Raw genomic sequence first — 19828 nt, 5'->3', positions numbered from 1 at the left:
CAGTTCTGTCATTTCCGTTCATGGACCCTGTTAATGAGCGATGCGCGGGCTCAAGGCAACCGGTTTTTGCAGGGCGCGGATGCGACGGGTTTGCAATTGTGTCTTGCACGGTTTTCCTCGGGCTAAAACTGGAACAATCTCGGTTCCGCTCTTGCTGTTTCGCCATATTCGTCTCACATGAGTAGGGAAAAGTCGCGACACAATCGTGTCATTCTCAAATCGACACCAAGTTTGGAGTTGTCATGTCTAAACGTCCTTCGATCTCTTTCAGCGATTTTGCAGCACCGGAAAAAGGCGTGTCCATCGTCCTCGTCGCCAAGGGCGGCGGTTTTGCGGACGAGGCGGCCGAGGCCGTCGGCGGTGCGGAAAAGATCAGGCGCATTGCTGAAATTTCCGGCTTTACCGGCGCCTTGGGCAAGACGGCGGAAGCGATCGAGACGGCTTCCAGCGGGATCGACAAGATCGTGCTGGTTGGCGTGGGCGAACCCGGCAAGCTTGGCAATGACGACTGGCTGAAGATCGGCGGGGCAGCATTTTCCCGAATCGGCAAGGCCGAACGCGCAACCGTGACGCTCGCCTTGCCGGAGACCACCATCGCCGGTGACGAGGCGGCCGATCTGGCGCTTGGCATGATCCTGCGCTCCTACAAGTTCGAACGCTACAAGACGCGCAAGAACAAGGAGGACAATGGCGGCGATCCGAAACATGCAGCCAAGATCAGCATCTGCGTCGCGGACCAGCATACGGCAAAGCGCGCTTTTGAGGTCGCCGAAGCGGTCGCGGACGGTGTGATCCAGGCGCGCAATCTCGTCAATGAGCCTGCGAATATTCTGGGGCCGGTCGAGTTTGCGCAGGAGGCCGAAAAGCTCGGAAAACTGGGCGTGAAGGTCGAGGTGCTGGGCGAGAAGGAAATGAAGAAGCTCGGCATGGGCGCGCTTCTGGGCGTGGCGCAGGGCTCGGTTCGTCCGCCGCGGCTGGTCGTCATGGAATGGCAGGGCGCGAAGAGCAAGGAAAAGCCGGTTGCCTTCGTCGGCAAGGGCGTGGTGTTCGATACGGGCGGCATCTCCATCAAGCCTGCCGCCGGCATGGAAGACATGAAGGGCGACATGGGCGGCGCGGCAGCCGTCACCGGCCTGATGCGCGCGCTGGCCGGGCGCAAGGCAAAGGTCAATGCCATCGGCGTGATCGGCCTTGTCGAAAACATGCCCGATGGCAATGCGCAGCGTCCGGGCGACATCGTAACATCCATGTCCGGCCAGACGATCGAAGTCATCAACACCGATGCCGAGGGCCGTCTCGTCCTCGCCGATGCGCTGCACTATACGAATGACCGTTTCAAGCCGCGCTTCATCATCAATCTGGCCACGCTCACGGGCGCGGTCATGGTCGCGCTTGGCCAGTATCATGCGGGCCTGTTCTCCAATGACGACGAGCTTGCGGACCAGCTTTACGATGCGGGCCAGTCGACCGGCGAAAAGCTGTGGCGCCTGCCGCTCGGCACCGAATATGACAAGATGATCGATTCGAAGTTTGCCGATATGAAGAACAGCGCCGGCCGCTATGGCGGATCGATCACGGCGGCGCAGTTCCTCAAGCGCTTTGTCGGCGAGACGCCGTGGGCACATCTCGATGTGGCCGGTACGGCCATGGGGTCGCCTGCCAGCGAATATAGCCAGACATGGGCTTCCGGCTATGGCGTGCGCCTGCTGGATCGCCTTGTCCGGGATCATTTCGAAAGCTAAAACAACAGGATGGGTGGAGAAGCGGAATCAGTTTCTCCACCTGTTCGCAAAACGGATAGCGCATGGCGGAAATTCTCTTCTACCATCTGACGGAATCGACCCTCGACGAGGCCTTGCCCGGCCTGGTCGAACGCTCGCTCGGGCGCGGCTGGCGCGTGACGATCCAGACCGTCAGCGAGGAAAGACGCGATGCGCTGGACGGCTTGCTCTGGACCTTCTCCGACACCTCTTTCGTGGCGCATGGCACCGACAAGGAGCCTCACCCCGAACACCAGCCGGTCCTGCTCACCACCAGTGAAGCCAATCCGAATGGCGCGACGGTGCGCTTTCTGGTCGAGGGGGCAGGGCTGGAACAGGCGGATGCCTATGAGCGGCTTGTCGTCATGTTCGACGGGCATGATCAGGAACAGCTTGATATTGCCCGGACACAATGGAAGAGCTTCAAGGCAGGGAGCCACGATTTGACCTATTGGCAGCAAACGCCGGATCGCCGCTGGGAGCGCAAAGCGTGATGCGGGCGCTATTCATTGTGATGATCGTCGCCGGTTTTGGCCTTGGCATCGGCTATCCATGGTATATGCGCCATTTCACGGGCAGCGAAATCGGTCGCTGGACCATGCTCGAAAACCGCCAGAGCAGCTTCAAGATACAGGAAGTCAGGCTGTCGGCGGATGATGGGCCGGTGCGCGTGTTCATCGATGCGACGCCCTTGCCGGGCTATGTCCCAGCCGAACGGCGTTCGGCGGTGACGCTTGCCGTCAGCCGCGACGGGATGCCGGTTCTCTCGCAGGGGCTTGATTTTGCCTCGACCAGCGGTTCCATCAATACGGACCGCCCGCAGGACGGCAGCGTTCTGCGCCAGAGCGCGGGCGACATCGATCCCGTCATTCCGGGGCTTTATGCGTTTCGTCTGGTGCAGGGAAACACGGACGGGCTGCAACTTTCAAAAGCCGATCTGGTGCTGCGCCGGGGCGCGGAAACACCCGATGAGGTCTATACGACGATCGGTCTGATCCTCGGTGCAACCGGCCTTTATGCCTTGATGCGCACGCGCCTGCGTCCCCAGAGCTGATTGATAACGATGTTTGGCCGGATTTCCGATAGATTGCTGCTGTTGCTGCTTTCGGCTCTGGCCGCGCTTCTCGTGCTGATACCGTTCGAAAGGTTGGGCCTCTTCGGCTCATCCTTTGAAGGGCAAAGTGGTTACGCCGCCCTTTATTTCGGTTTTCCCGTTCTTACCGTCTTTCTCGCGCTTCTGGCGGTGCGGTTCATGCCGCGTCCGCTGCCGGTTGCGATGCGCATCATCGGCTGGGCCGTGCTCGCAATCGTGGCCTTGTTGATACTTGCCTGAAGCATTTCCAGACAGAATAGCCCTCAATCACGCCACTTTGGTCGACGGCGTCATCACCATGTCAACGTGGATATTGCCAAACGGGCAATAAAGCGCGCCGCGCTCATCTTTTTCTATCAGGCCCAATTCGACCAGGGCTGCGGCGTCTTCGTGGACGCGCTTGACGTCGCGGCCCAATCGGCGGGCAAGTTCCCGCACACCCACCGTGCCGCTTCCCAAAAGCTCATTGAGCAAGAGCCAACGCCGTTCGGTAAGGTGGGAAAAGAACGCGCCCGGCGTTTCGAAATTCAGCGTTTCGCCCTGATATTCACCAGACGTCAGGCCAGCCTTGGCCCGTTGTCCGGCCGCGCGCAATGCCGATTTCCAGTTCGGATTCGTCGTGATCGTCAATGTTCTCATGACCGCCTCCGTTTTTCCACTTCGACTAAAAAGTCCTCGATAAGTTGTTCCAGGGTCGTGAACGGATACGGATATTCTTTCCCGTCCAGATGCTTATGGTCACCTTTTCCACGTTCATTATCGAAGCCGACGACACGTTCTCCGTTTTGGATGTAGACCATCCGATATTTGAATCCGTGGGACGCAGGCGGCACCGGCGTCGGAACCTGCCAGACAACGAACTGGATAATGCTTCCGTCCGTCTCGACGCTTTTGTACTCGGTGAGCTTCCGCGCTTTCATGTTGTCAATTATGCCAACAGATGATGGTGTTGTCAAGTTTGACAACACGCTGGCGGGACCGTGGGCTTTTGCGCAAGGAATGTTTGCCCCGGCGCCCTTGATCGTCACTCCGCCATCGCGTCTTCATATTCGGTGGAAAGTTCCAGCCATCTGTCTTCCGCTTCCGCAAGGGCAGAGCGGGCATCGCTCATGTCCTTGTTGATCCGGATCGCCTTCTGCGGTTCCTTCTCGTAAAGGGCAGGGTCTTCAAGCTGCGCGGTGAAGCCTTGAATCTGTTTCTGCAATTTTTGAATCAAGGCTTCGGTTTCCTTGATCTTTTTCTGCAAGGGGGCCATGGCCTCGCGCTTCTGGGCGGCAAGTTTTCGCTGTTCTGCCTTGTTGACCCTGGCGCCGTCGTCGCGGTCGGCAGCCGGTTCTCCCTTGGCGTCGGCCAGAACGATCTGCCGATATTCGTCGAGATCGCCTTCAAATGCCTTCACGCCGCCCTCGCGCACCAGCCAGAGCCGTTCCATCGTGGCTTCGATCAGATGGCGGTCATGGGCAATCAGGATCACCGCGCCGTTGAAAGCGTTGAGCGCGTGGACCAGCTCTTCGCGGCTGTCGATGTCCAGATGGTTGGTCGGTTCGTCGAGGATCAGCACGTTCGGCCCATGGAAGGTCGCAAGCCCCATCAAAAGGCGCGCCTTTTCACCGCCCGATAAATCCCTGGCCGGGGTCAGCATCTTTTCCGTCGAAAGTCCCATCTGCGCAACGCGGGCGCGCACCTTCGCCTCCGGCTCCGTCGGCATCAGCTTGCGCACATGCTCGATGGCGTTGTCTTCCGGTATGAGGTCATCCAGCTGATGCTGCGCGAAGAAGGCAACCTTCAGGTTGGGCGAAACCGTCAGCGTGCCTTTTTCAGGCGTCAGGCGACCGGCAATCAGCTTGGCCAGTGTCGATTTGCCGTTGCCGTTCGAGCCGAGGAGGGCGATGCGGTCGTCATTGTCGATGCGCAGCGTCACATTGCGCAGCACCGGCTTGCCCGGCACATAGCCCACATCCGCGCCGTCAAGCGCGATGATGGGGGAGGCTGCCTTCTTCTCCGCATCCGGAAAACGGAAGGGCTGCACATGGCTTTCGACATAAAGCTCGATGGGTTTGAGCTTTTGCAGTGCCTTCAGGCGAGATTGCGCCTGCCGCGCCTTGGTGGCCTTGGCGCGGAACCGCTCCACGAAGCTTTCCATATGTTTGCGGTGGGCTTCCTGCTTGGCATGGGCCTTTTGCTGCAATTCCAGCATTTCGTGTCGCTGCCGCTCGAACTGGTCGTAATTGCCGCGCCAGAAGCTGATCTTCTTCTGGTCGAGATGCATGATCGATGATGTGGCCGAGTTCAGGAGATCGCGGTCGTGGCTGATGATGATGACCGTGTGCGGATAGCGCTTCACATAGTCGACCAGCCACAGCACACCTTCAAGGTCGAGATAGTTGGTCGGTTCGTCGAGCAGCAGCAGGTCTGGTTCGGCGAAGAGAACGGCGGCGAGCGCGACGCGCATGCGCCAGCCGCCGGAAAAGGCGGAAGCGGGCTGGCGTTGCGCTTCGGCGCTGAAACCGAGGCCGGAAAGGATGGCGCCCGCACGGGCTTCCGCCGAATGCGCGTCGATATCGGCAAGGCGGGTATGGATTTCCGCGATGCGATGCGGGTCGGTGGCGGTCGCAGCTTCCTCCAGAAGGGCGGCGCGTTCCTTGTCCGCCTTCATGACGATGTCGATCAGCGGCTCTTCGGTGCCCGGCGCTTCCTGCGCGACCTGGCCGATGCGCGTGTTCTTCGGAAGCGAGATGCTGCCGGTTTCCGGCGCAAGATCGCCCGTAATGACGCGAAACAGGGTCGATTTGCCGGTGCCGTTGCGGCCCACGAAACCCGTCTTCGATCCCGCAGGCAGCGTCACGCTGGCGTGGTCGATCAGGAGGCGTCCGGCGATGCGTACGGAAATGTCGTCAAGGATAAGCATGGTGAAAGCGCTTTTGCACGGCTTGAAGCGTTTCCGCAAGTATCAACAACAATCAGGCGAAGCGCCGCCCGCCTTCTGTCCGCAGGAATTGAAAGAGATCGAGCGAGGGCGCTTCTATCCCCAGCCTTGTGAAGGCGGCGTGGATCTGCCCGCGATGATGCGTCTGATGATTGAACATATGAGCAAGCGAGGGCGCGAGCCGCTGGCTTATCGTGCGCATTTCGCGCATCGGCGTATAGGTATAACGCCCGCCGAGCTTTTGCGCATCGAGGCTGTCGACAAAGCGGCAAATGCGGGCGTCTTCCGCCTGGCGCAGATCGCGCAGCATGATGAAATTATCGGAAAGGATGGCGTCAAGCGCGTTGGGATGATCGCCTTCCGTGGTGAAGCGTTTCATCCAGATACGGTCGGCAACCAGCAAATGGTTGAGCGTGCGGTGGATGGAGCCGAAGAACAGGCCGAGGTCGAGCCTGTATTCCTCGTCGCTCAGTTCGGCAGCCGCGGCATAGACCAGTTCGTTCGCCCATCGGTTGTAATAGGCGAACATCTGAAAATACTGTTCCATGAAAGCCCCCTGCTGCTGCCGCTCCCCGCGCGGTTGAATCGGCACGGCACTATCTATGCAATCAATTTTCTGCCGTCTCAAGGCGCAAATCGGTTCGCCTCTTGGCATTTTAGCTCATCGACGGTATAGAGCCTCACTTTTCTCCTTTCATCAAACAAGGTGTCATAATGGCAATCGAACGTACCTTCTCCATGATCAAGCCCGATGCGACCCGCCGCAACCTGACCGGCGCCATCACCGCCAAGCTCGAAGCGGCTGGCCTGCGCGTCGTCGCTTCGAAGCGCGTCTGGATGAGCCTGCGCGAAGCGGAAGGCTTCTATGCTGTTCACAAGGATCGTCCGTTCTTCGGCGAACTGACCGAATTCATGTCTTCCGGCCCGACGATCGTTCAGGTTCTGGAAGGTGAAAACGCCATCGCCAGGAACCGCGAAGTCATGGGCGCAACCAACCCGGCCAATGCGGAAGAAGGCACCATCCGCAAGGAATTCGCCCTGTCGATCGGCGAAAACTCCGTCCACGGTTCGGACGCGCCTGAAACCGCTGCGGAAGAAATCGCATACTGGTTCTCGGGCACCGAAATCGTCGGCTGATCCCATTGAATATGCAAAGAAAAAGCCCGGTTCGACCGGGCTTTTTTGTTGCTTGGGCGATATGCGGAAACAGGTTTCAAAGGCTCTGTGCGAGCCTTGCCATTTCCTTCCCCTCGTTGTCGAAGAGAACGAGCTTGCCCATGTCGATCTTGTAGGACCTCGTTTTGCCGAGCACGTCGAGGAACTTGCGCTCCTGGTTCATGAGGGCGGGCGGGCACTGCACATAGGTCGATCCGATCTCGGCGAAGGCGATGTTTTCGCCGGTGACGGTCGCCTTGCTGAAATAGCGGTTGCAGCCGCCCGAACCGCTGACGGCGCCGTCGGTGGAAACCGTCAGGGTGGTCTGCGCATTGTCGATCACGCCGCCGCCCTGAATATCTTCGGCCAGCCAGTCCTTGCCCTCTATGCCGATGGCGGCGCCTGGGTCGCCGTTCTTGCGAACCATCACGACCTTGATTTCGGCGGGTTCGCCGGGATTTTCCGGATCGATGGCATAGCGCTCGTCATTGACGAACCACAGCGTATCGCCGGCGGAAATCCGCGCCTGCAAGGCGTAGGTGTGGCCGGGCTGGATCTGGCCCGTATCGAAATTGAGCGCGAAGGGGATCGGCGAGCCCTGGACGGATTCGATCCGCGTTTCGCCGATGATCCTGGAGGGGGCATCGGCTAGCGAGACGTCGGAAAGCTGAACGGTGAGGCTCGCTTCCGGCGGCAGCGCGATGCGCTCGCGATACATGACCTTGCCGCTGACCGTTTTTTCCGCCGCCATGCTGCTTGTCGGCATGGATGTGGTCAGGAACAGGGCAGCGCCGCCAAGCGCGCCAACACCGACCACAAGTGCCGCAGCGATTGAAAGGGTTGTCGCCAGTCCATTTCGCATCGTCAAAGCCCGAAACTTCCGTACCCGTACGCGTTGTTGGTTGCAAGACAGATGGCGCTGATGGGGTTTCCAGTCTGTCTGTCATCATCGCCTGTCGGCGGCTGATTCATGATGCCGACCATAGCGAAATATTCATGTGAAAATTGTGGCGGCGCAAGAATGCACCGATCAAATGCGCCAATATTTTAGGGGGTTAAATAGTTAATTCGCGATTAAAATGAAAAACGGCTTCGCGCGGACGGTCCATAATCGCAGGATTATACGTGCTGCCAGCGTTCGCGAATCTTTTCGTCTTCCTCCCTGGACGATACCCAGCCGCCGACCGAACCGTCCGCCAGATGCTCCCGCTTCCAGAATGGCGCGTCGGTTTTCATGTAATCCATCAGGAATGACGCGGCCTCGAAAGCGGCATGGCGATGCGAGGAAGCGGCGGCGACCAGAACGATGTTTTCACCCGGTTTGATGAGCCCGTAACGGTGAATGACCGTCAGTGCGGTTATCGGCCAGCGCGCGATGGCCTGCCGGGCGATGCGGGTGATTTCCGCCTCGGCCATGCCCGGATAATGTTCCAGTTCCAGCGCGGACAGCGTGCCGCTTTCATCGCGGCAAAGGCCGGTAAAGGTGACGATGGCGCCGATATCGGTGCGCCCATGCTCCAGCCTGCGCAGCTCCGCAGCCGTGTCGAAATCGTCGCTTCTTATGCCGACAAAAAGAGGGCATGTGGTTTGCCCGCTCATCTCATCCTCCCGTCATGGGCGGAAAGAGCGCAACCTCATCGCCGTCATGCACGGCTTCGTCATGGTCGGCATGTTCCTGATTGATTGCGGCGCGGATGACCTGTTCATGCTCGAAGGCGGCTTCATATTCATCGCCCCGCGATTTCAGGTGGCTGATGAGATCGCCGACCGTCGTTTCGGGCGAGGGGAGTTCGATGATTTCTTCGCCCTTGCCGATTTTCTCGCGCACCCATGCAAAATAGACGAGTTTTACCGTCACTGAATCAATCCATCACGTGTTTGAGGCCCGCCTTGAAATAATCCCAGCCTGTGTAAAGCGTCAGCAGCGCGGATATCCAAAGCAGGACGATGCCTGTCTCCGTTACATAGGGCATGATTTTGTCACCGGCAGGGCCTGCGAGCAGAAATGCGAGCGCAATCATCTGCGCGGTCGTCTTCCACTTGGCGAGGCGGGAAACCGGAACGCTGACTTTCAGCTCGGCAAGATATTCGCGCAGGCCCGAAACCAGGATTTCGCGGCACAGGATGATGATGGCGGCCCACAGCGTCCAGCCGGCAATGGTGCCGTCGGCGGCCAGCAGCAGCAGGATGGCGGATACCAGAAGCTTGTCGGCGATCGGGTCGAGCATGCGGCCGATGGTCGATGTCTGCTTCCATATGCGGGCGAGATAGCCGTCGAGAAAGTCGGTGATGCTGGCAACGACGAACAATCCCAGCGCGGTCCACCGGGCGAAATCGCTCGATTCCAGTTTTCCCTCGATAAAGAAGCACAATACCACAAGGGGAACGGCAATGATCCGGCCGTAAGTGAGGATATTGGGTAGGGAGAGGGTATGATTCTTCTGCATTGTTCCGCCGCATCGTTCGTTTGCGCACATCATCAGGGATGACACATAAAATCAACACCTGCGAATATGTTCTGCCGGGACGTAATGCCGCTTACACCCCCATCCAGAACAAAATTACGTCATCTGTCGCGAAAATGGTCGTGAATCGTGCGGGCCATGGCTTCGGAAATGCCGTCGATCTGCATGAGGTCCTCCACGGCAGCGCGTGAAACGGCCTTCGCGGTCCCGAAATGGTGCAGAAGCGCGCGCTTGCGCGAGGGGCCGATTCCCGCAATTTCGTCGAGCGGATTCTTGACCATTTCCTTCTTGCGCCGGGCGCGGTGCGTGCCGATGGCAAACCGGTGCGCTTCGTCGCGCAGGCGCTGGATGAAATAGAGCACGGGGTCGCGCGGCGGCAGCGTGAAGGGCTGTCTGCCCTCCACGAAAAAGCGTTCGCGCCCCGCTTCGCGATCGACGCCCTTGGCAATGCCGATGGCATTGACCAGATGGCTGATGCCAAGCTCGCCCAGTATCTGCCTGACGGCGCCGACCTGCCCCTGTCCGCCATCGATCAAAATGACATCGGGCCATGCGGGAAATGCATCGGTTGCTTCCGCGTCGGCTGGTTCTTCCGGCGTGCCATGTTCCTTGACCAGCCGTGAGAAACGCCGCTCGATCACCTCGCGCATCATGCCGAAATCGTCGCCCGGCGTAATGTCGGTCGAGCGGATGTTGAACTTGCGGTACTGGTTTTTGACAAAGCCTTCCGGCCCGGCGACGATCATGCCGCCGACGGCATTGGTGCCCATGATGTGGGAATTGTCGTAGACCTCGATCCGGCGCGGCGGCTGGGCAAGGCCGAAAGTCTCGGCCATGCCCTGCAACAGGCGCGCCTGCGACGAGGTTTCGGCAAGCCGCCGCCCCAGCGCCTCGCGGGCATTGGTGAGCGCGTGGTCGACAAGGTCCTTCTTCTCGCCGCGCTGGGGAACGTTGACCTGCACCTTGTGCCCCGCGCGCGTCGAGAGTGCTTCGGCGATCAGCGCCTGTTCCTCGACCGGCTCGGACAAGAGCACCAGCCGCGGACAAGGCTTGTCGTCGTAGAACTGGGACAGGAAGGCGCCCAGAACCTCCGCAGGCCCAAGCGAACTGTCGGCTTTGGGGAAATAGGCGCGATTGCCCCAGTTCTGGCCGGTGCGGAAGAAGAAGACCTGAATGCAGGTCATGCCGCCTTCCTGATGAATGGCGAAAACATCCGCCTCTTCGACGGTTTGCGGGTTGATGCCCTGATGCGACTGGACATGCGAAAGCGCGGCCAGGCGGTCGCGGTAAACGGCGGCATGTTCAAAGTCGAGATCAGCCGATGCCGCCTGCATCGCCGCCGCCAGATGGTCTTTCACCGACTGGCTCTTGCCGGACAGAAACGCCTTGGCCTCGCTGACCAGTTCGGCATAGTCCGCATCGCTGATTTCATGGGTGCAGGGGCCGGAACAGCGCTTGATCTGATAGAGAAGGCAGGGGCGCGTCCGCGTTTCGAAAACCGAATCGGTGCAGGTTCGCAACAGGAAGGCGCGCTGGAGCGCGTTGATCGTGCGCCCGACAGCCCCGGCAGAGGCAAAGGGGCCGAAATAGTCGCCCTTGCGGGATCGCGCGCCGCGATGCTTGAAGATGCCGGGCGCCCGATGGTCGCCGGTCAGGAGAATGTAGGGAAACGACTTGTCGTCGCGCATCAGCACGTTGAAGCGCGGGCGCAAGCGCTTGATGAGATTGGCTTCGAGCAGCAGGGCTTCGGTTTCCGTGCGCGTGACGACGAATTCCATCATCGCCGTCTCGCGGATCATGCGCACGATGCGATTCGAATGGGCTATGCCGCGCGCATAATTGGCGACGCGCTTCTTCAGATTGCGCGCCTTGCCGACATAAAGCACGTCGCCATCGCTGTTGAACATGCGATAGACGCCCGGATTGTTGGGCAGGCGCTTTACGAAGGCATTGATGATATCCTGACCGCTCAAGCCTTCGATATCCGGCAGGCCATCGGACGAATCCCACTGGATGGAATCGGCAGCCGATGGCGATGCGGGCGCTTCAACACTGTCGTCGCCGTCGTCATCCTCTTCGGTTTCCGCGTCGCCAATGATGATGCCGGCCACATCCTGCTCGTCATCCGACGGCAGGTTCGCGACGGTATCCTCATGGTTCTTGCGGTTTCCGGTCATTCAGTAATTCCTGCAATATCCGGGGTTTCCCATGCCAGATGCTGCCCGCCGTCAAGCGCGATCATCTGGCCGGTGACGGAGCGGCTTTCCCAGAAATAGCGCACGGTACGCCCGAATTCCGACAATTCCGGCGCGCGCTGCAAAAGAAGTTTCCCGACCTGCTGGTCAAAATCGCCGGGCTTCTGCCGCTCGCTCGGCAATGTCGGGCCGGGAGCGATGGCGTTGACCCGGATTTGCGGCGCAAGCGCCTGCGCCATCGTGCGGGTGGCGTTCCACAGCGCCGTTTTTGAAAGCGTATAGGAAAAGAAATTCGGATTGAGCTTCCAGACACGCTGGTCGATCACATTCACCACCAGCCCCTCTTCACCGCCGGGCAGGGCTTTTGCCATTTCCTCCGCCAGCAGGACAGGCGCCTTCAGGTGGATGGCAAAGTGCTTGTCCCACAACGCCATGTCCAGCCGGCCCATGCGGTCATCCTCGAAAAGCGAGGCATTGTTGACCAGAAGCCGGATCGGTCCGATCTGGCGCGACGCATCCTCCACAAGATTGCGAACATCGGATTCGCACGAAAGGTCGGCACGCACCACTGAGGCTTTCCCGCCGCGTTCGTTTATGGCCGCGGCAAGGGCCGCGCCTTCCTCGATGGAGTGGTTGCAATGTATGGCGACCGGGAAACCATGGGCGGCAAGGTCTTCGACAATTGCCTTTCCGATGCGCCGCGCGCCGCCGGTTATCAGGGCCGGACATTTGGCAAGCAGGCAAGGCGCGTGATCGTTCAACACGGTAAACACTTTCTTATCGGGATTCTTTGATCTTTTTCATGCCACTTCGCCGGAAAAATTGCAGCTAAAAACCGAGCGGACAGTGCTGATAACTGACAAATTTGTAGGGATTTCAGCAACTTCGTTTCGCCCTGCCGGGGTTTTCCGTCCCTGTTGTCGGCCTTTATCTGTCATATAGGCAGGCAAAGCCGCCGTTGCGATAATGCAACATCGCATTTTTGCCATGTTCTCGACAGGTTCTCTTCACAAAAGCGGGCATTTCGTGCCGCAATTACCGTCGATATGTCGGTCCTGTCAGCGCGGCATGGACAATTGCTCCCAACATCGTCCGCCCGATAAGGGACCGCGCTAAAGGTAATTTGTGTAAGGAGAATGCTATGCGCACTCTTAAGTCTCTCGTAATCGCCTCGGCTGCGCTGCTGCCGTTCTCTGCGACTGCTTTCGCTGCCGACGCCATTCAGGAACAGCCTCCTGTTCCGGCTCCGGTTGAAATGGCTCCCCAGTACAGCTGGGCTGGCGGCTATACCGGTCTGTATCTCGGCTATGGCTGGAACAAGGCCAAGAACGACACCGTCGGCACCATCAAGCCGAACGACTGGAAGACGGGCGCCTATGCCGGCTGGAACTTCCAGCAGGATCAGTTCGTATACGGTGTTGAAGGCGATGCCGGTTACTCCTGGGCCAAGAAGTCCAAGGACGGTCTGGAAGTCAAGCAGGGCTTCGAAGGCTCGCTGCGTGGCCGTCTCGGCTATGACCTGAACCCGGTCATGCCGTACATCACCGCTGGTATTGCCGGTTCGCAGATCAAGGTCAGCAACGCCATCGACGACGAAAGCAAGTTCCGCGTTGGTTGGACGGCTGGTGCCGGTCTCGAAGCCAAGCTCACGGACAACATCCTGGGCCGCGTCGAATACCGTTACACCCAGTTCGGCAACAAGACCTACGATCTGGACGGCGGTTCGGTTCGCAACAAGCTGGACACGCAGGATATCCGCGTCGGTATCGGCTACAAGTTCTAATCATCGCATGATTGAACACGGAAAACCGGGCAGGCAACTGTCCGGTTTTTTGTTGTCATCTTATGGCTGGAGCTTCGCCGTCTCGATCAGCCAGTCGCGAAACGCCGCCATTGCCTGCGTTTCCGGGCGCGACTGCAGCCTTGTCAGCCAGTAGCTGCCCATCTTCACCGTCGTCCCGAACGGCTGCACGATCGCTTCGGCCAGCAATTGCCGGGAGAACATCAGCGGCGGCGCAAGCGCAACGCCCGCCCCCTGCATGGCCGCCTCCATCATCGCAAGTGACGAATCGAACATGATGCTGCGTGGCAGCGGCATGTCGCCGGTGACGCCTGCGGCCGCAAACCACCGCGTCCATTCATCGGCGCGATAGGAGCGCAGCAGCGTATGCCTCGCAAGATCGGCCGGTGCGCGCAATTCGCGCGCCAGTTCCGGAATGCACAGCGGGGCGAGCGGCGCCTCCAGCAGTCGGATTGCATCGATGTCATGCCAGGCGCCGTTGCCGAAGCGGATGGCGTAATCGAGGCCTTCGGCCGCGATATCCACGCGGTTGTTGTTGGTCGAAAGCCGCAGGTCGATGAACGGATAGCTTTTCTGGAAATCGCGTAGGCGCGGCAAAAGCCAGCCCACCGCCAGGGTTCCGACCGCGCCGACCCGCAATATTTCCTGGTAATGCCCGGCCTCGAAACGCTCAAGCGTTCCCGCAATCCGGTCAAATGCGTCCTTCAATGTGGGAAGCAGCGTTTCGCCTTCGCTCGTCAGCATTAGTCCGCGCGGCAGGCGCTCGAACAGTGTCACGTTCAGCCGGGTTTCAAGGCTCTTCACCTGATGGCTGACGGCTGCCTGCGTGACGCACAGCTCGATGGCGGCCTTCGTGAAGCTCAGGTGACGCGCCGAAGCCTCGAAGGCGCGCAGGGAATTGAGGGGGAGATGCGGTCGGACCATGTTGACCCCAATTTTTCTAATGCCAAATGCTAGATAACGTCGTTTGTCGCCTCCGCGCAAGCGTCGTATATGGGCGGGGCCTTGAAGGCGTATATCCCGTAGAAAACGGGCTTCAATATAACGGACTGCGCAATGCCGCCTATATCTTGAAAAAGATGTAGCGGAACGCATAATCATGAGGTTTATTTGTCTGTCATGAGAAAATATACGACATTGTGGATCGGTTTCCTGGCGACAGCCGCGATAATGCCGAACAGCGGCGCGCTGGCTGCGGGCAATGGCGATCTGCGCCATATCGTCGATGAAACCGTGCGCCCGCTCATGGCCGAGCAGAATATCCCCGGCATGGCCGTCGCCATCACCATTGACGGCAAGAGCCATTTCTTCGGCTATGGCGTGGCGTCGAGGGAAAGCGGCCAGAAGGTCGATGAAGATACGCTTTTCGAGATCGGCTCGGTGAGCAAGGCCTTCACCGCGACGCTTGGCGGCTATGGCCTTGTGACGGGTACATTCTCCTTGTCCGACAAGGCGACAAAATGGGCTCCCGCGCTGGCGGGCAGCAGCTTCGACAAGATCACCATGCTCGACCTTGCGACCTACACGGCGGGCGGGTTGCCGCTGCAATTTCCCGATTCTGTCGCCGACGACAGTTCGATGATTGACTATTTCAGGAACTGGAAGCCGGATTATCCGGCGGGCACGCAGCGCCGGTATTCCAACCCCAGCATCGGCCTGTTCGGCTATCTGGCCGCGCAAAGCATGGGCAAGCCGTTCGATGTCCTGATGGAGCAAAAACTGCTGCCTGCGTTTGGCCTCAAGCACACTTTCCTCAATGTGCCGGAAAGCCAGATGAAGAACTATGCTTACGGTTATTCGAAGGCCGAAAAGCCGGTCCGCGTGTCGCGCGGCGCGCTGGACGCGCAGGCCTATGGCATCAAGACGACGGCGCTCGATCTCATCCGCTTTGTCGAGCTGCATATGGACAGTTCGCCGCTGGACCCCGATTTCCGGAAGGCGGTGGCGACGACACATGAGGGCCATTACCGTGTCGGCGCGACCAATCAGGGGCTTGGCTGGGAGTTCTACAGCTATCCGACGTCGCTCGAAACGCTTCTTGCGGGCAATTCGTCCGACATGGCGCTGGAATCGCATAAGATCGAGAAATTCGATCAGCCCCTGCAACCCTCAGCGGATACGTTCTTCAACAAGACGGGCTCATCCAACGGGTTTGGCGCTTATGCTGCCTTTGTGCCCGCGAAGAAGACCGGGATCGTTCTGCTTGCCAACCGGAATTATCCGATCGATGAGCGTGTGAAGGCGGCCTACCGGATATTGCAGGCGCTCGAAAAGAAGCAGTAAACCGCAAGGAAGCCTGGGAAAACCCGGAGTAATCCGGGTTTCCCGCATTCAAACCGGGTCAGCCGCGCGGCATCAGTTCGGCCAGTTCCGGGTGCAGTTCCTGAAAACGCTTCATCCAGCGCTTGAGCTTGGAGCGGTTGCGCTCCCACTTGCCTTCAAAGCGCAGCGCCAGATAGCCGAGTGCCGCGGCGACGGCGATATGACCGGCATGCAGCTTGCCGGCCAGACGCGGCGGCGCTTCGTTCAGAAGGTCGAGCGCGCGTTCGGCCTTGCGCCATTGCAGGTCGAGCCAGGGCTGGTGGATTTTTTCTTCCGGGCGCATGCGGCGTTCATAGACATGCACCAGAAGCACGTCGCAAAGACCATCGGCAATGGCTTCATAGCGCTCCGCATCGGTGCGCTTTTCGGCATTGCGCGGGAAGAGCTTGTTGCCCGAAACCCGGTTCAGATACTGCGTGATGGCGCGGCTGTCGAAAACGGCTTTGCCGTCATCGGTCACAAGCGTCGGAATTTTTCCGAGCGGATTGGCGTGGATGAGGTTTTCCGGTTCGGCAGCGGTGTTGACGACGACGCTTTCAAACGGAACACCGGCATAGTGCGCGGCCATGCGGACCTTCGCGCTATAGGGCGAAGCGGGTGAATAGAGAATCTGCGTCATCGTAATTTCCTGTTAAATCCGAGATAAATCATTGTGTTGCGGGCATCAAGACGGAGCGGCTTCGACAGGCATTGTCATCGAGCTGGCCGCAGGCGCGGTAGCGCAGGTCCTTTGTCATGCAGATGCGAACTTCCTGAAGATAGTTCCGCTTGCAGCTGATGGAGATGCCGTCGGGCTTCATGCCGGGATTGGCTGCGATAAAGGCTTTTTCGACGAGAAGCGGGTCCACGCGCCGTCCGGTTGCCAGATTGCGCAGGCTGGGCGGAATATTGACCTGATCGAAGGCGTTGCGCAGGGTGGAGAAATAGTCGTCCTGCGACAGGCCCGAGCAACTGCCATGCTTGCGCCATTGATAGGCGACAAGACTGCCGGAGGGCATGATGTCCGACAGGCTGGAGATAATCTGGCGGGGCACATAATTGCCCCGGCTGCGGACATTATCGGGCTGGCAGTTGGCTGGATAACCCCATTCGTTCTGCGGCCACAGACCATGCACGACGAAACCGAAGGGACGGTTGGTCCCACATTGCTGCCTGTTGGCGCGTGGTCCTTCCGATGCGCAATAGCTGGGCGACCAGGAAAGCGCGAGGACATAGAAGTCGAACGCGCCTGGAATATCGTCAGCCCTGCTCGGCGCAACCGCTGAAACGCTCATGACTGCCGCTGCAAGCAATGTCACCGCGCCAAACTTCCGCAGCATATGTCCTCCACTTGATGGTTGCGGCGAGGCTTCAGTGTCTGAATCAAAAAGCGGCAGGCCGTGGCGAAAATGGTGATTTCGAGAACCGGAGCGCAATGTACTTCCAAGCATAGTCCCGAAAAGTTGCAGACTTTTCGGATAAGACTATGCGTCTGACAAAGCTACATGAGCCTAGGTAAGCGCAGAAATTGCCATTTGCAGACCGGCATGACGACTTTTGGAACAGACACACTAAAGCGTGTCGCGTTTTATCGTAGTTATACGACACGCTTTAAGTTTTTGTTTTCATGCATGTCTTTATCCCAAAACCGGTTCCCACTTTTGGGAGACATGCATTAGCGAAGAACGCGGCAGCTCCCGTCATACACATACCAGCGGTCGAAACCGTCGACGCAGAATTCGACATTGCGGCCCATGGAAGCAAAGCCCTGGCCTTCCTCAACCATGTACCAGACGGAACGATACTGGCCATCGGTCAGAACGGCGGTCGCCTTGCAATAGGTGCGCTCGATCTGGGCCGGATTGGTCTTGGGTTCATAGCGGGTCAGCTGAACATCGCTCATGGCCGAAATGCCGACCTGCGGCAGGTTGGGAACATGGCGCACCTGATAGCCGAAATCGGAAACCACCGAGCGCAGAACGCTCTGCTGGCTGCACGCGCCCGCATCGGCAATGCCTGCCGGGGCAGGGGCGAGATAGTCGGCGGCACTGGCCGGAAGGGAGGCGAGCGTCAGGGGAAGGACGGCTGCGGCGAAAGCGGCGGCGCGTGAATAGTGTCCGATGCGTTCCAGGGTTCGTTGCATATTTCTAGTCCTGTCCCAAATTGCGGGCTGGCACCCGTTCAAATCCATGATAGCCGAAGCATTGAGCGCAGTTTCTGTCAGCAATTCACGCGGGTCAAGTGCGATCCGTCTCGCCGCGCACCCACCGGATGCTGAAATTGCTCCCCTTTTCCTCGGCCAGAACTTTGGTAAGGCAGGGAAGCAGGGTTTGCATCTCACTTTCGAGTGTATAGGGCGGGTTGACGACAATCATGCCGGTGCCGTCGAGGCGCGGTTCGGTGGAGGACGCGCGAATCGCAAGCTCGATCTGCATGATCTTGGGAATGCCGGTCTCGCGTAAATGTCGGGCGAAGCGTTCCGTCTCCTTGCGGTCTTTCACCGGATACCACAGCGCATAAATGCCGCCGCCGAAACGCTTGTGCGCCTTGGCCAGCCCTTCGACAAGGCGATCGAACTCGCCTTCCTTTTCAAAAGGCGGATCGACCAGCACCATGCCGCGCTTTTCCTTGGGCGGAAGATGGGCGCCCAGCGCAAGCCAGCCGTCCAGCTCGGTCACGCGAACCTGATAATCCCCGTCGAAGAGTTTTGCCAGCCTGACTGCATCCTGCGGGTGCAGTTCCAGCGCGGACAGGCGGTCCTGCTTGCGCAGCAGATGCCGCACCAGAAGGGGCGAACCCGGATAATGGCGCAGCTTGTCGCCTTCATTGACCGCGCGAACGGCGGCAAGATAGGGTTCCAGCAATTCCAGCGCAGGCTGCTCGATCCGGCCTTTCCGGACGGCGTCCACGATGCGGTCGATGCCGCCCGTCCATTCGCCGGTCTTGCCGGCTTCCACGCCTTTCAGATCGTAAAGCCCGATGCCTGCATGGGTGTCGATGACGCGAAAGGCCTGCTCCTTGCGTTTCAGATATTCGACAAGGCGGGTCAGGATGACGTGCTTGACGACATCCGCAAAATTTCCGGCGTGATAGGCGTGACGATAATTCATGGCTGCGCTTGTTTCACGTCGGCCTGTTTTCGGCAATAGGCAAAGGCATGAAGACCCCGTATCCCTGCTGTCACAAATATGACATACAACGTGGAGCATCCGCTCCTTTTCCTTTTGAGTCGAGTCCCGAAATGTCTGGTGGCGTCCTTCTGATCGTCCTCTTCGGCGCGTTCCTGCACGCAAGCTGGAATGCAATCGTCAAGGGGAGCGGAGACAAGTTCTTCGGTGCGGCCAGCGTCACGGGCGCTGCCGGGCTGATTGCCCTGTTCATCCTGCCTTTTCTGCCGCTGCCCAACCCGGCAAGCTGGGTTTACATGCTCTTGTCCACGGTCACGCAGACTTTCTATATGTCGCTCGTGGCCGCCGCCTATAAGTCCGGCGATATGAGCGAAGCCTATCCGATCATGCGCGGCACGCCGCCCTTGATCGTGGCGCTGGTAAGCGCGCCGCTGGTCGGCGAGGTGATGGGCTGGCAAAGCTGGCTCGGCATCGTGCTGATCTGTTCCGGCGTCCTTGCAATGGCGCTCGATGCGCGGCGCAGAAATCGCGGTGCGTCCAGCCGCACGGCCTTGCTGGCGCTCGCCAATGCCGGCTTCATCGCCAGCTATACGATTATTGACGGCCTCGGTGTGCGTGTCTCCGGCGAGCCATTGTCCTATACGCTGTGGCTATTCCTGATGAATGCCGTGCCGCTTGCCGGTTGGGCATTATACCGCGAGCCGGATCGGTTCATCCACTATCTGCGCAATCGCTGGCGTCCGGCATTGATCGGCGGGGTCGGGACGCTCGGCTCCTATGGTCTGGCGCTATGGGCAATGACCATGGCGCCGATCGCCGTGGTGGCGGCATTGCGGGAAACGGCGATCCTGTTTGGCGTCCTCATTTCCGCATTGGTCCTGAAGGAAAAGGTGGGGCTGCCGCGTTTCATCGCTGCCGGGCTGATCGTCCTGGGGGCGATTTCGCTCCGCCTGTCGTGAAAATTTATTTCGTCACAGTGACAATCTTCCGGCAGAATTTCGTTT

23 protein-coding genes are annotated in these 19828 nt (G+C 59.3%); 8 read left to right on the top strand and 15 right to left on the bottom strand.

The window, feature by feature from the left end:
• Nucleotides 1-242: 242 nt before the first annotated feature.
• The 4 genes from AVM02_RS12800 to AVM02_RS12785 all read left to right on the top strand — a co-directional run bounded on the left by AVM02_RS12800 (nucleotide 243) and on the right by AVM02_RS12785 (nucleotide 3093).
• The gene (locus AVM02_RS12800; protein ID WP_411507318.1) at nucleotides 243-1742 is read left to right on the top strand and encodes a leucyl aminopeptidase; all 1500 of its coding nucleotides are present in this window, start codon (nucleotides 243-245) and stop codon (nucleotides 1740-1742) included.
• Between the two features lie 62 nt (nucleotides 1743-1804).
• The gene (locus AVM02_RS12795) at nucleotides 1805-2254 is read left to right on the top strand and encodes a DNA polymerase III subunit chi (protein WP_411507317.1); all 450 of its coding nucleotides are present in this window, start codon (nucleotides 1805-1807) and stop codon (nucleotides 2252-2254) included.
• Nucleotides 2254-2814 (top strand): type IV secretion system effector BspB, encoded by a 561-nt coding sequence (gene bspB, locus AVM02_RS12790; RefSeq protein ID WP_411507316.1) that lies wholly within the window; start codon nucleotides 2254-2256, stop codon nucleotides 2812-2814. Before AVM02_RS12795 ends, bspB begins: the two co-directional genes overlap by 1 nt.
• Nucleotides 2815-2847: 33 nt before the next feature.
• Nucleotides 2848-3093, top strand: coding sequence for a hypothetical protein (locus AVM02_RS12785; RefSeq protein ID WP_411507315.1), 246 nt, complete (start codon nucleotides 2848-2850; stop codon nucleotides 3091-3093).
• Nucleotides 3094-3120: 27 nt separating this feature from the next.
• Here the strand turns inward: AVM02_RS12785 and AVM02_RS12780 are convergent, their stop codons facing one another.
• From AVM02_RS12780 to AVM02_RS12765, 4 genes are read right to left on the bottom strand one after another with little or no spacing between them, the layout of a single operon-like run.
• The gene (locus AVM02_RS12780) at nucleotides 3121-3492 is read right to left on the bottom strand and encodes a hypothetical protein (RefSeq protein WP_340583752.1); all 372 of its coding nucleotides are present in this window, start codon (nucleotides 3490-3492) and stop codon (nucleotides 3121-3123) included.
• On the bottom strand, nucleotides 3489-3881 hold the full coding sequence (locus tag AVM02_RS12775) for a DUF6516 family protein (RefSeq protein ID WP_411507314.1): 393 nt from the start codon (nucleotides 3879-3881) through the stop codon (nucleotides 3489-3491). Before AVM02_RS12775 ends, AVM02_RS12780 begins: the two co-directional genes overlap by 4 nt.
• Nucleotides 3878-5761 (bottom strand): ABC-F family ATP-binding cassette domain-containing protein, encoded by a 1884-nt coding sequence (locus AVM02_RS12770; RefSeq protein ID WP_411507313.1) that lies wholly within the window; start codon nucleotides 5759-5761, stop codon nucleotides 3878-3880. The genes AVM02_RS12775 and AVM02_RS12770 overlap by 4 nt, the downstream gene beginning before the upstream one ends.
• A gap of 52 nt (nucleotides 5762-5813) precedes the next feature.
• Entirely contained in the window at nucleotides 5814-6326 is a 513-nt protein-coding gene (locus tag AVM02_RS12765) for a DinB family protein (RefSeq protein WP_411507312.1), read from the bottom strand.
• A gap of 167 nt (nucleotides 6327-6493) precedes the next feature.
• On the opposite strand from AVM02_RS12765, the gene ndk reads away from it, so the two are divergent.
• Nucleotides 6494-6916 carry a nucleoside-diphosphate kinase gene (gene ndk, locus AVM02_RS12760; protein WP_411507311.1) on the top strand — a complete coding sequence of 141 codons (423 nt, stop codon included), beginning with the start codon at nucleotides 6494-6496 and terminating at the stop codon, nucleotides 6914-6916.
• Between the two features lie 76 nt (nucleotides 6917-6992).
• On the opposite strand, the gene AVM02_RS12755 is transcribed toward ndk, so the two are convergent.
• The 6 genes from AVM02_RS12755 to AVM02_RS12730 all read right to left on the bottom strand — a co-directional run bounded on the left by AVM02_RS12755 (nucleotide 6993) and on the right by AVM02_RS12730 (nucleotide 12334).
• Nucleotides 6993-7796, bottom strand: a complete 804-nt coding sequence (locus AVM02_RS12755) for a YbaY family lipoprotein (RefSeq protein WP_411507461.1) — start codon at nucleotides 7794-7796, stop codon at nucleotides 6993-6995.
• 257 nt (nucleotides 7797-8053) lie between these two features.
• Nucleotides 8054-8533 (bottom strand): molybdenum cofactor biosynthesis protein MoaE, encoded by a 480-nt coding sequence (locus AVM02_RS12750; protein ID WP_411507310.1) that lies wholly within the window; start codon nucleotides 8531-8533, stop codon nucleotides 8054-8056.
• Nucleotide 8534: 1 nt separating this feature from the next.
• Nucleotides 8535-8792 (bottom strand): molybdopterin converting factor subunit 1, encoded by a 258-nt coding sequence (moaD, locus tag AVM02_RS12745; protein ID WP_411507309.1) that lies wholly within the window; start codon nucleotides 8790-8792, stop codon nucleotides 8535-8537.
• Nucleotides 8793-8796: 4 nt separating this feature from the next.
• Entirely contained in the window at nucleotides 8797-9381 is a 585-nt protein-coding gene (gene pgsA, locus AVM02_RS12740) for a CDP-diacylglycerol--glycerol-3-phosphate 3-phosphatidyltransferase (RefSeq protein ID WP_411507308.1), read from the bottom strand.
• 119 nt (nucleotides 9382-9500) lie between these two features.
• Nucleotides 9501-11576, bottom strand: coding sequence for an excinuclease ABC subunit UvrC (gene uvrC / locus AVM02_RS12735; protein WP_411507307.1), 2076 nt, complete (start codon nucleotides 11574-11576; stop codon nucleotides 9501-9503).
• On the bottom strand, nucleotides 11573-12334 hold the full coding sequence (locus AVM02_RS12730; protein WP_411507460.1) for an SDR family oxidoreductase: 762 nt from the start codon (nucleotides 12332-12334) through the stop codon (nucleotides 11573-11575). The genes uvrC and AVM02_RS12730 overlap by 4 nt, the downstream gene beginning before the upstream one ends.
• A gap of 401 nt (nucleotides 12335-12735) precedes the next feature.
• Between AVM02_RS12730 and omp25 the strand changes: the two genes are divergently transcribed.
• Entirely contained in the window at nucleotides 12736-13377 is a 642-nt protein-coding gene (omp25, locus tag AVM02_RS12725) for an outer membrane protein Omp25 (RefSeq protein WP_411507306.1), read from the top strand.
• A 60-nt stretch (nucleotides 13378-13437) separates the two neighbouring features.
• Here omp25 and AVM02_RS12720 read toward each other — a convergent pair whose 3' ends face one another.
• Nucleotides 13438-14319, bottom strand: coding sequence for a LysR substrate-binding domain-containing protein (locus tag AVM02_RS12720; protein ID WP_411507305.1), 882 nt, complete (start codon nucleotides 14317-14319; stop codon nucleotides 13438-13440).
• A 195-nt stretch (nucleotides 14320-14514) separates the two neighbouring features.
• On the opposite strand from AVM02_RS12720, the gene ampC reads away from it, so the two are divergent.
• Nucleotides 14515-15678: a class C beta-lactamase gene (ampC, locus tag AVM02_RS12715; RefSeq protein WP_411507304.1), complete on the top strand. Its 1164-nt coding sequence runs from the start codon at nucleotides 14515-14517 to the stop codon at nucleotides 15676-15678.
• Between the two features lie 58 nt (nucleotides 15679-15736).
• On the opposite strand, the gene AVM02_RS12710 is transcribed toward ampC, so the two are convergent.
• The 4 genes from AVM02_RS12710 to AVM02_RS12695 all read right to left on the bottom strand — a co-directional run bounded on the left by AVM02_RS12710 (nucleotide 15737) and on the right by AVM02_RS12695 (nucleotide 18806).
• Nucleotides 15737-16336, bottom strand: coding sequence for a glutathione S-transferase (locus AVM02_RS12710; protein WP_411507303.1), 600 nt, complete (start codon nucleotides 16334-16336; stop codon nucleotides 15737-15739).
• Nucleotides 16337-16364: 28 nt separating this feature from the next.
• Nucleotides 16365-17036 carry a ribonuclease T2 family protein gene (locus AVM02_RS12705; RefSeq protein ID WP_411507302.1) on the bottom strand — a complete coding sequence of 224 codons (672 nt, stop codon included), beginning with the start codon at nucleotides 17034-17036 and terminating at the stop codon, nucleotides 16365-16367.
• Between the two features lie 335 nt (nucleotides 17037-17371).
• Nucleotides 17372-17839 (bottom strand): phage portal protein, encoded by a 468-nt coding sequence (locus AVM02_RS12700; protein WP_411507301.1) that lies wholly within the window; start codon nucleotides 17837-17839, stop codon nucleotides 17372-17374.
• Nucleotides 17840-17933: 94 nt separating this feature from the next.
• On the bottom strand, nucleotides 17934-18806 hold the full coding sequence (locus AVM02_RS12695) for a 23S rRNA (adenine(2030)-N(6))-methyltransferase RlmJ (RefSeq protein WP_411507300.1): 873 nt from the start codon (nucleotides 18804-18806) through the stop codon (nucleotides 17934-17936).
• A 131-nt stretch (nucleotides 18807-18937) separates the two neighbouring features.
• On the opposite strand from AVM02_RS12695, the gene AVM02_RS12690 reads away from it, so the two are divergent.
• The gene (locus AVM02_RS12690) at nucleotides 18938-19783 is read left to right on the top strand and encodes a DMT family transporter (RefSeq protein ID WP_411507299.1); all 846 of its coding nucleotides are present in this window, start codon (nucleotides 18938-18940) and stop codon (nucleotides 19781-19783) included.
• The last annotated feature ends 45 nt before the right edge of the window (nucleotides 19784-19828 follow it).

This window comes from Brucella anthropi (assembly GCF_046630315.1).
Classification (GTDB): Bacteria; Pseudomonadota; Alphaproteobacteria; order Rhizobiales; family Rhizobiaceae; genus Brucella; species Brucella anthropi_A.
The sequence above is the reverse complement of the archived record's forward strand: the minus strand, read 5'-3'. Positions and strand labels throughout refer to the sequence as shown.

Bases quoted from the DNA above. Each gene is read 5' to 3' on its own strand.
- AVM02_RS12700 (WP_411507301.1), bottom strand. From the start codon at position 17,839: ATGCAACGAACCCTGGAACGCATCGGACACTATTCACGCGCCGCCGCT.
- bspB (WP_411507316.1), top strand. From the start codon at position 2,254: ATGCGGGCGCTATTCATTGTGATGATCGTCGCCGGTTTTGGCCTTGGC.
- AVM02_RS12690 (WP_411507299.1), top strand. From the start codon at position 18,938: ATGTCTGGTGGCGTCCTTCTGATCGTCCTCTTCGGCGCGTTCCTGCAC.
- omp25 (WP_411507306.1), top strand. From the start codon at position 12,736: ATGCGCACTCTTAAGTCTCTCGTAATCGCCTCGGCTGCGCTGCTGCCG.
- AVM02_RS12800 (WP_411507318.1), top strand. From the start codon at position 243: ATGTCTAAACGTCCTTCGATCTCTTTCAGCGATTTTGCAGCACCGGAA.
- AVM02_RS12770 (WP_411507313.1), bottom strand. From the start codon at position 5,761: ATGCTTATCCTTGACGACATTTCCGTACGCATCGCCGGACGCCTCCTG.
- AVM02_RS12765 (WP_411507312.1), bottom strand. From the start codon at position 6,326: ATGGAACAGTATTTTCAGATGTTCGCCTATTACAACCGATGGGCGAAC.
- AVM02_RS12695 (WP_411507300.1), bottom strand. From the start codon at position 18,806: ATGAATTATCGTCACGCCTATCACGCCGGAAATTTTGCGGATGTCGTC.
- AVM02_RS12750 (WP_411507310.1), bottom strand. From the start codon at position 8,533: ATGAGCGGGCAAACCACATGCCCTCTTTTTGTCGGCATAAGAAGCGAC.
- AVM02_RS12720 (WP_411507305.1), bottom strand. From the start codon at position 14,319: ATGGTCCGACCGCATCTCCCCCTCAATTCCCTGCGCGCCTTCGAGGCT.
- AVM02_RS12755 (WP_411507461.1), bottom strand. From the start codon at position 7,796: ATGCGAAATGGACTGGCGACAACCCTTTCAATCGCTGCGGCACTTGTG.
- AVM02_RS12705 (WP_411507302.1), bottom strand. From the start codon at position 17,036: ATGCTGCGGAAGTTTGGCGCGGTGACATTGCTTGCAGCGGCAGTCATG.
- pgsA (WP_411507308.1), bottom strand. From the start codon at position 9,381: ATGCAGAAGAATCATACCCTCTCCCTACCCAATATCCTCACTTACGGC.
- AVM02_RS12710 (WP_411507303.1), bottom strand. From the start codon at position 16,336: ATGACGCAGATTCTCTATTCACCCGCTTCGCCCTATAGCGCGAAGGTC.
- ampC (WP_411507304.1), top strand. From the start codon at position 14,515: ATGAGAAAATATACGACATTGTGGATCGGTTTCCTGGCGACAGCCGCG.
- AVM02_RS12795 (WP_411507317.1), top strand. From the start codon at position 1,805: ATGGCGGAAATTCTCTTCTACCATCTGACGGAATCGACCCTCGACGAG.
- AVM02_RS12780 (WP_340583752.1), bottom strand. From the start codon at position 3,492: ATGAGAACATTGACGATCACGACGAATCCGAACTGGAAATCGGCATTG.
- uvrC (WP_411507307.1), bottom strand. From the start codon at position 11,576: ATGACCGGAAACCGCAAGAACCATGAGGATACCGTCGCGAACCTGCCG.
- ndk (WP_411507311.1), top strand. From the start codon at position 6,494: ATGGCAATCGAACGTACCTTCTCCATGATCAAGCCCGATGCGACCCGC.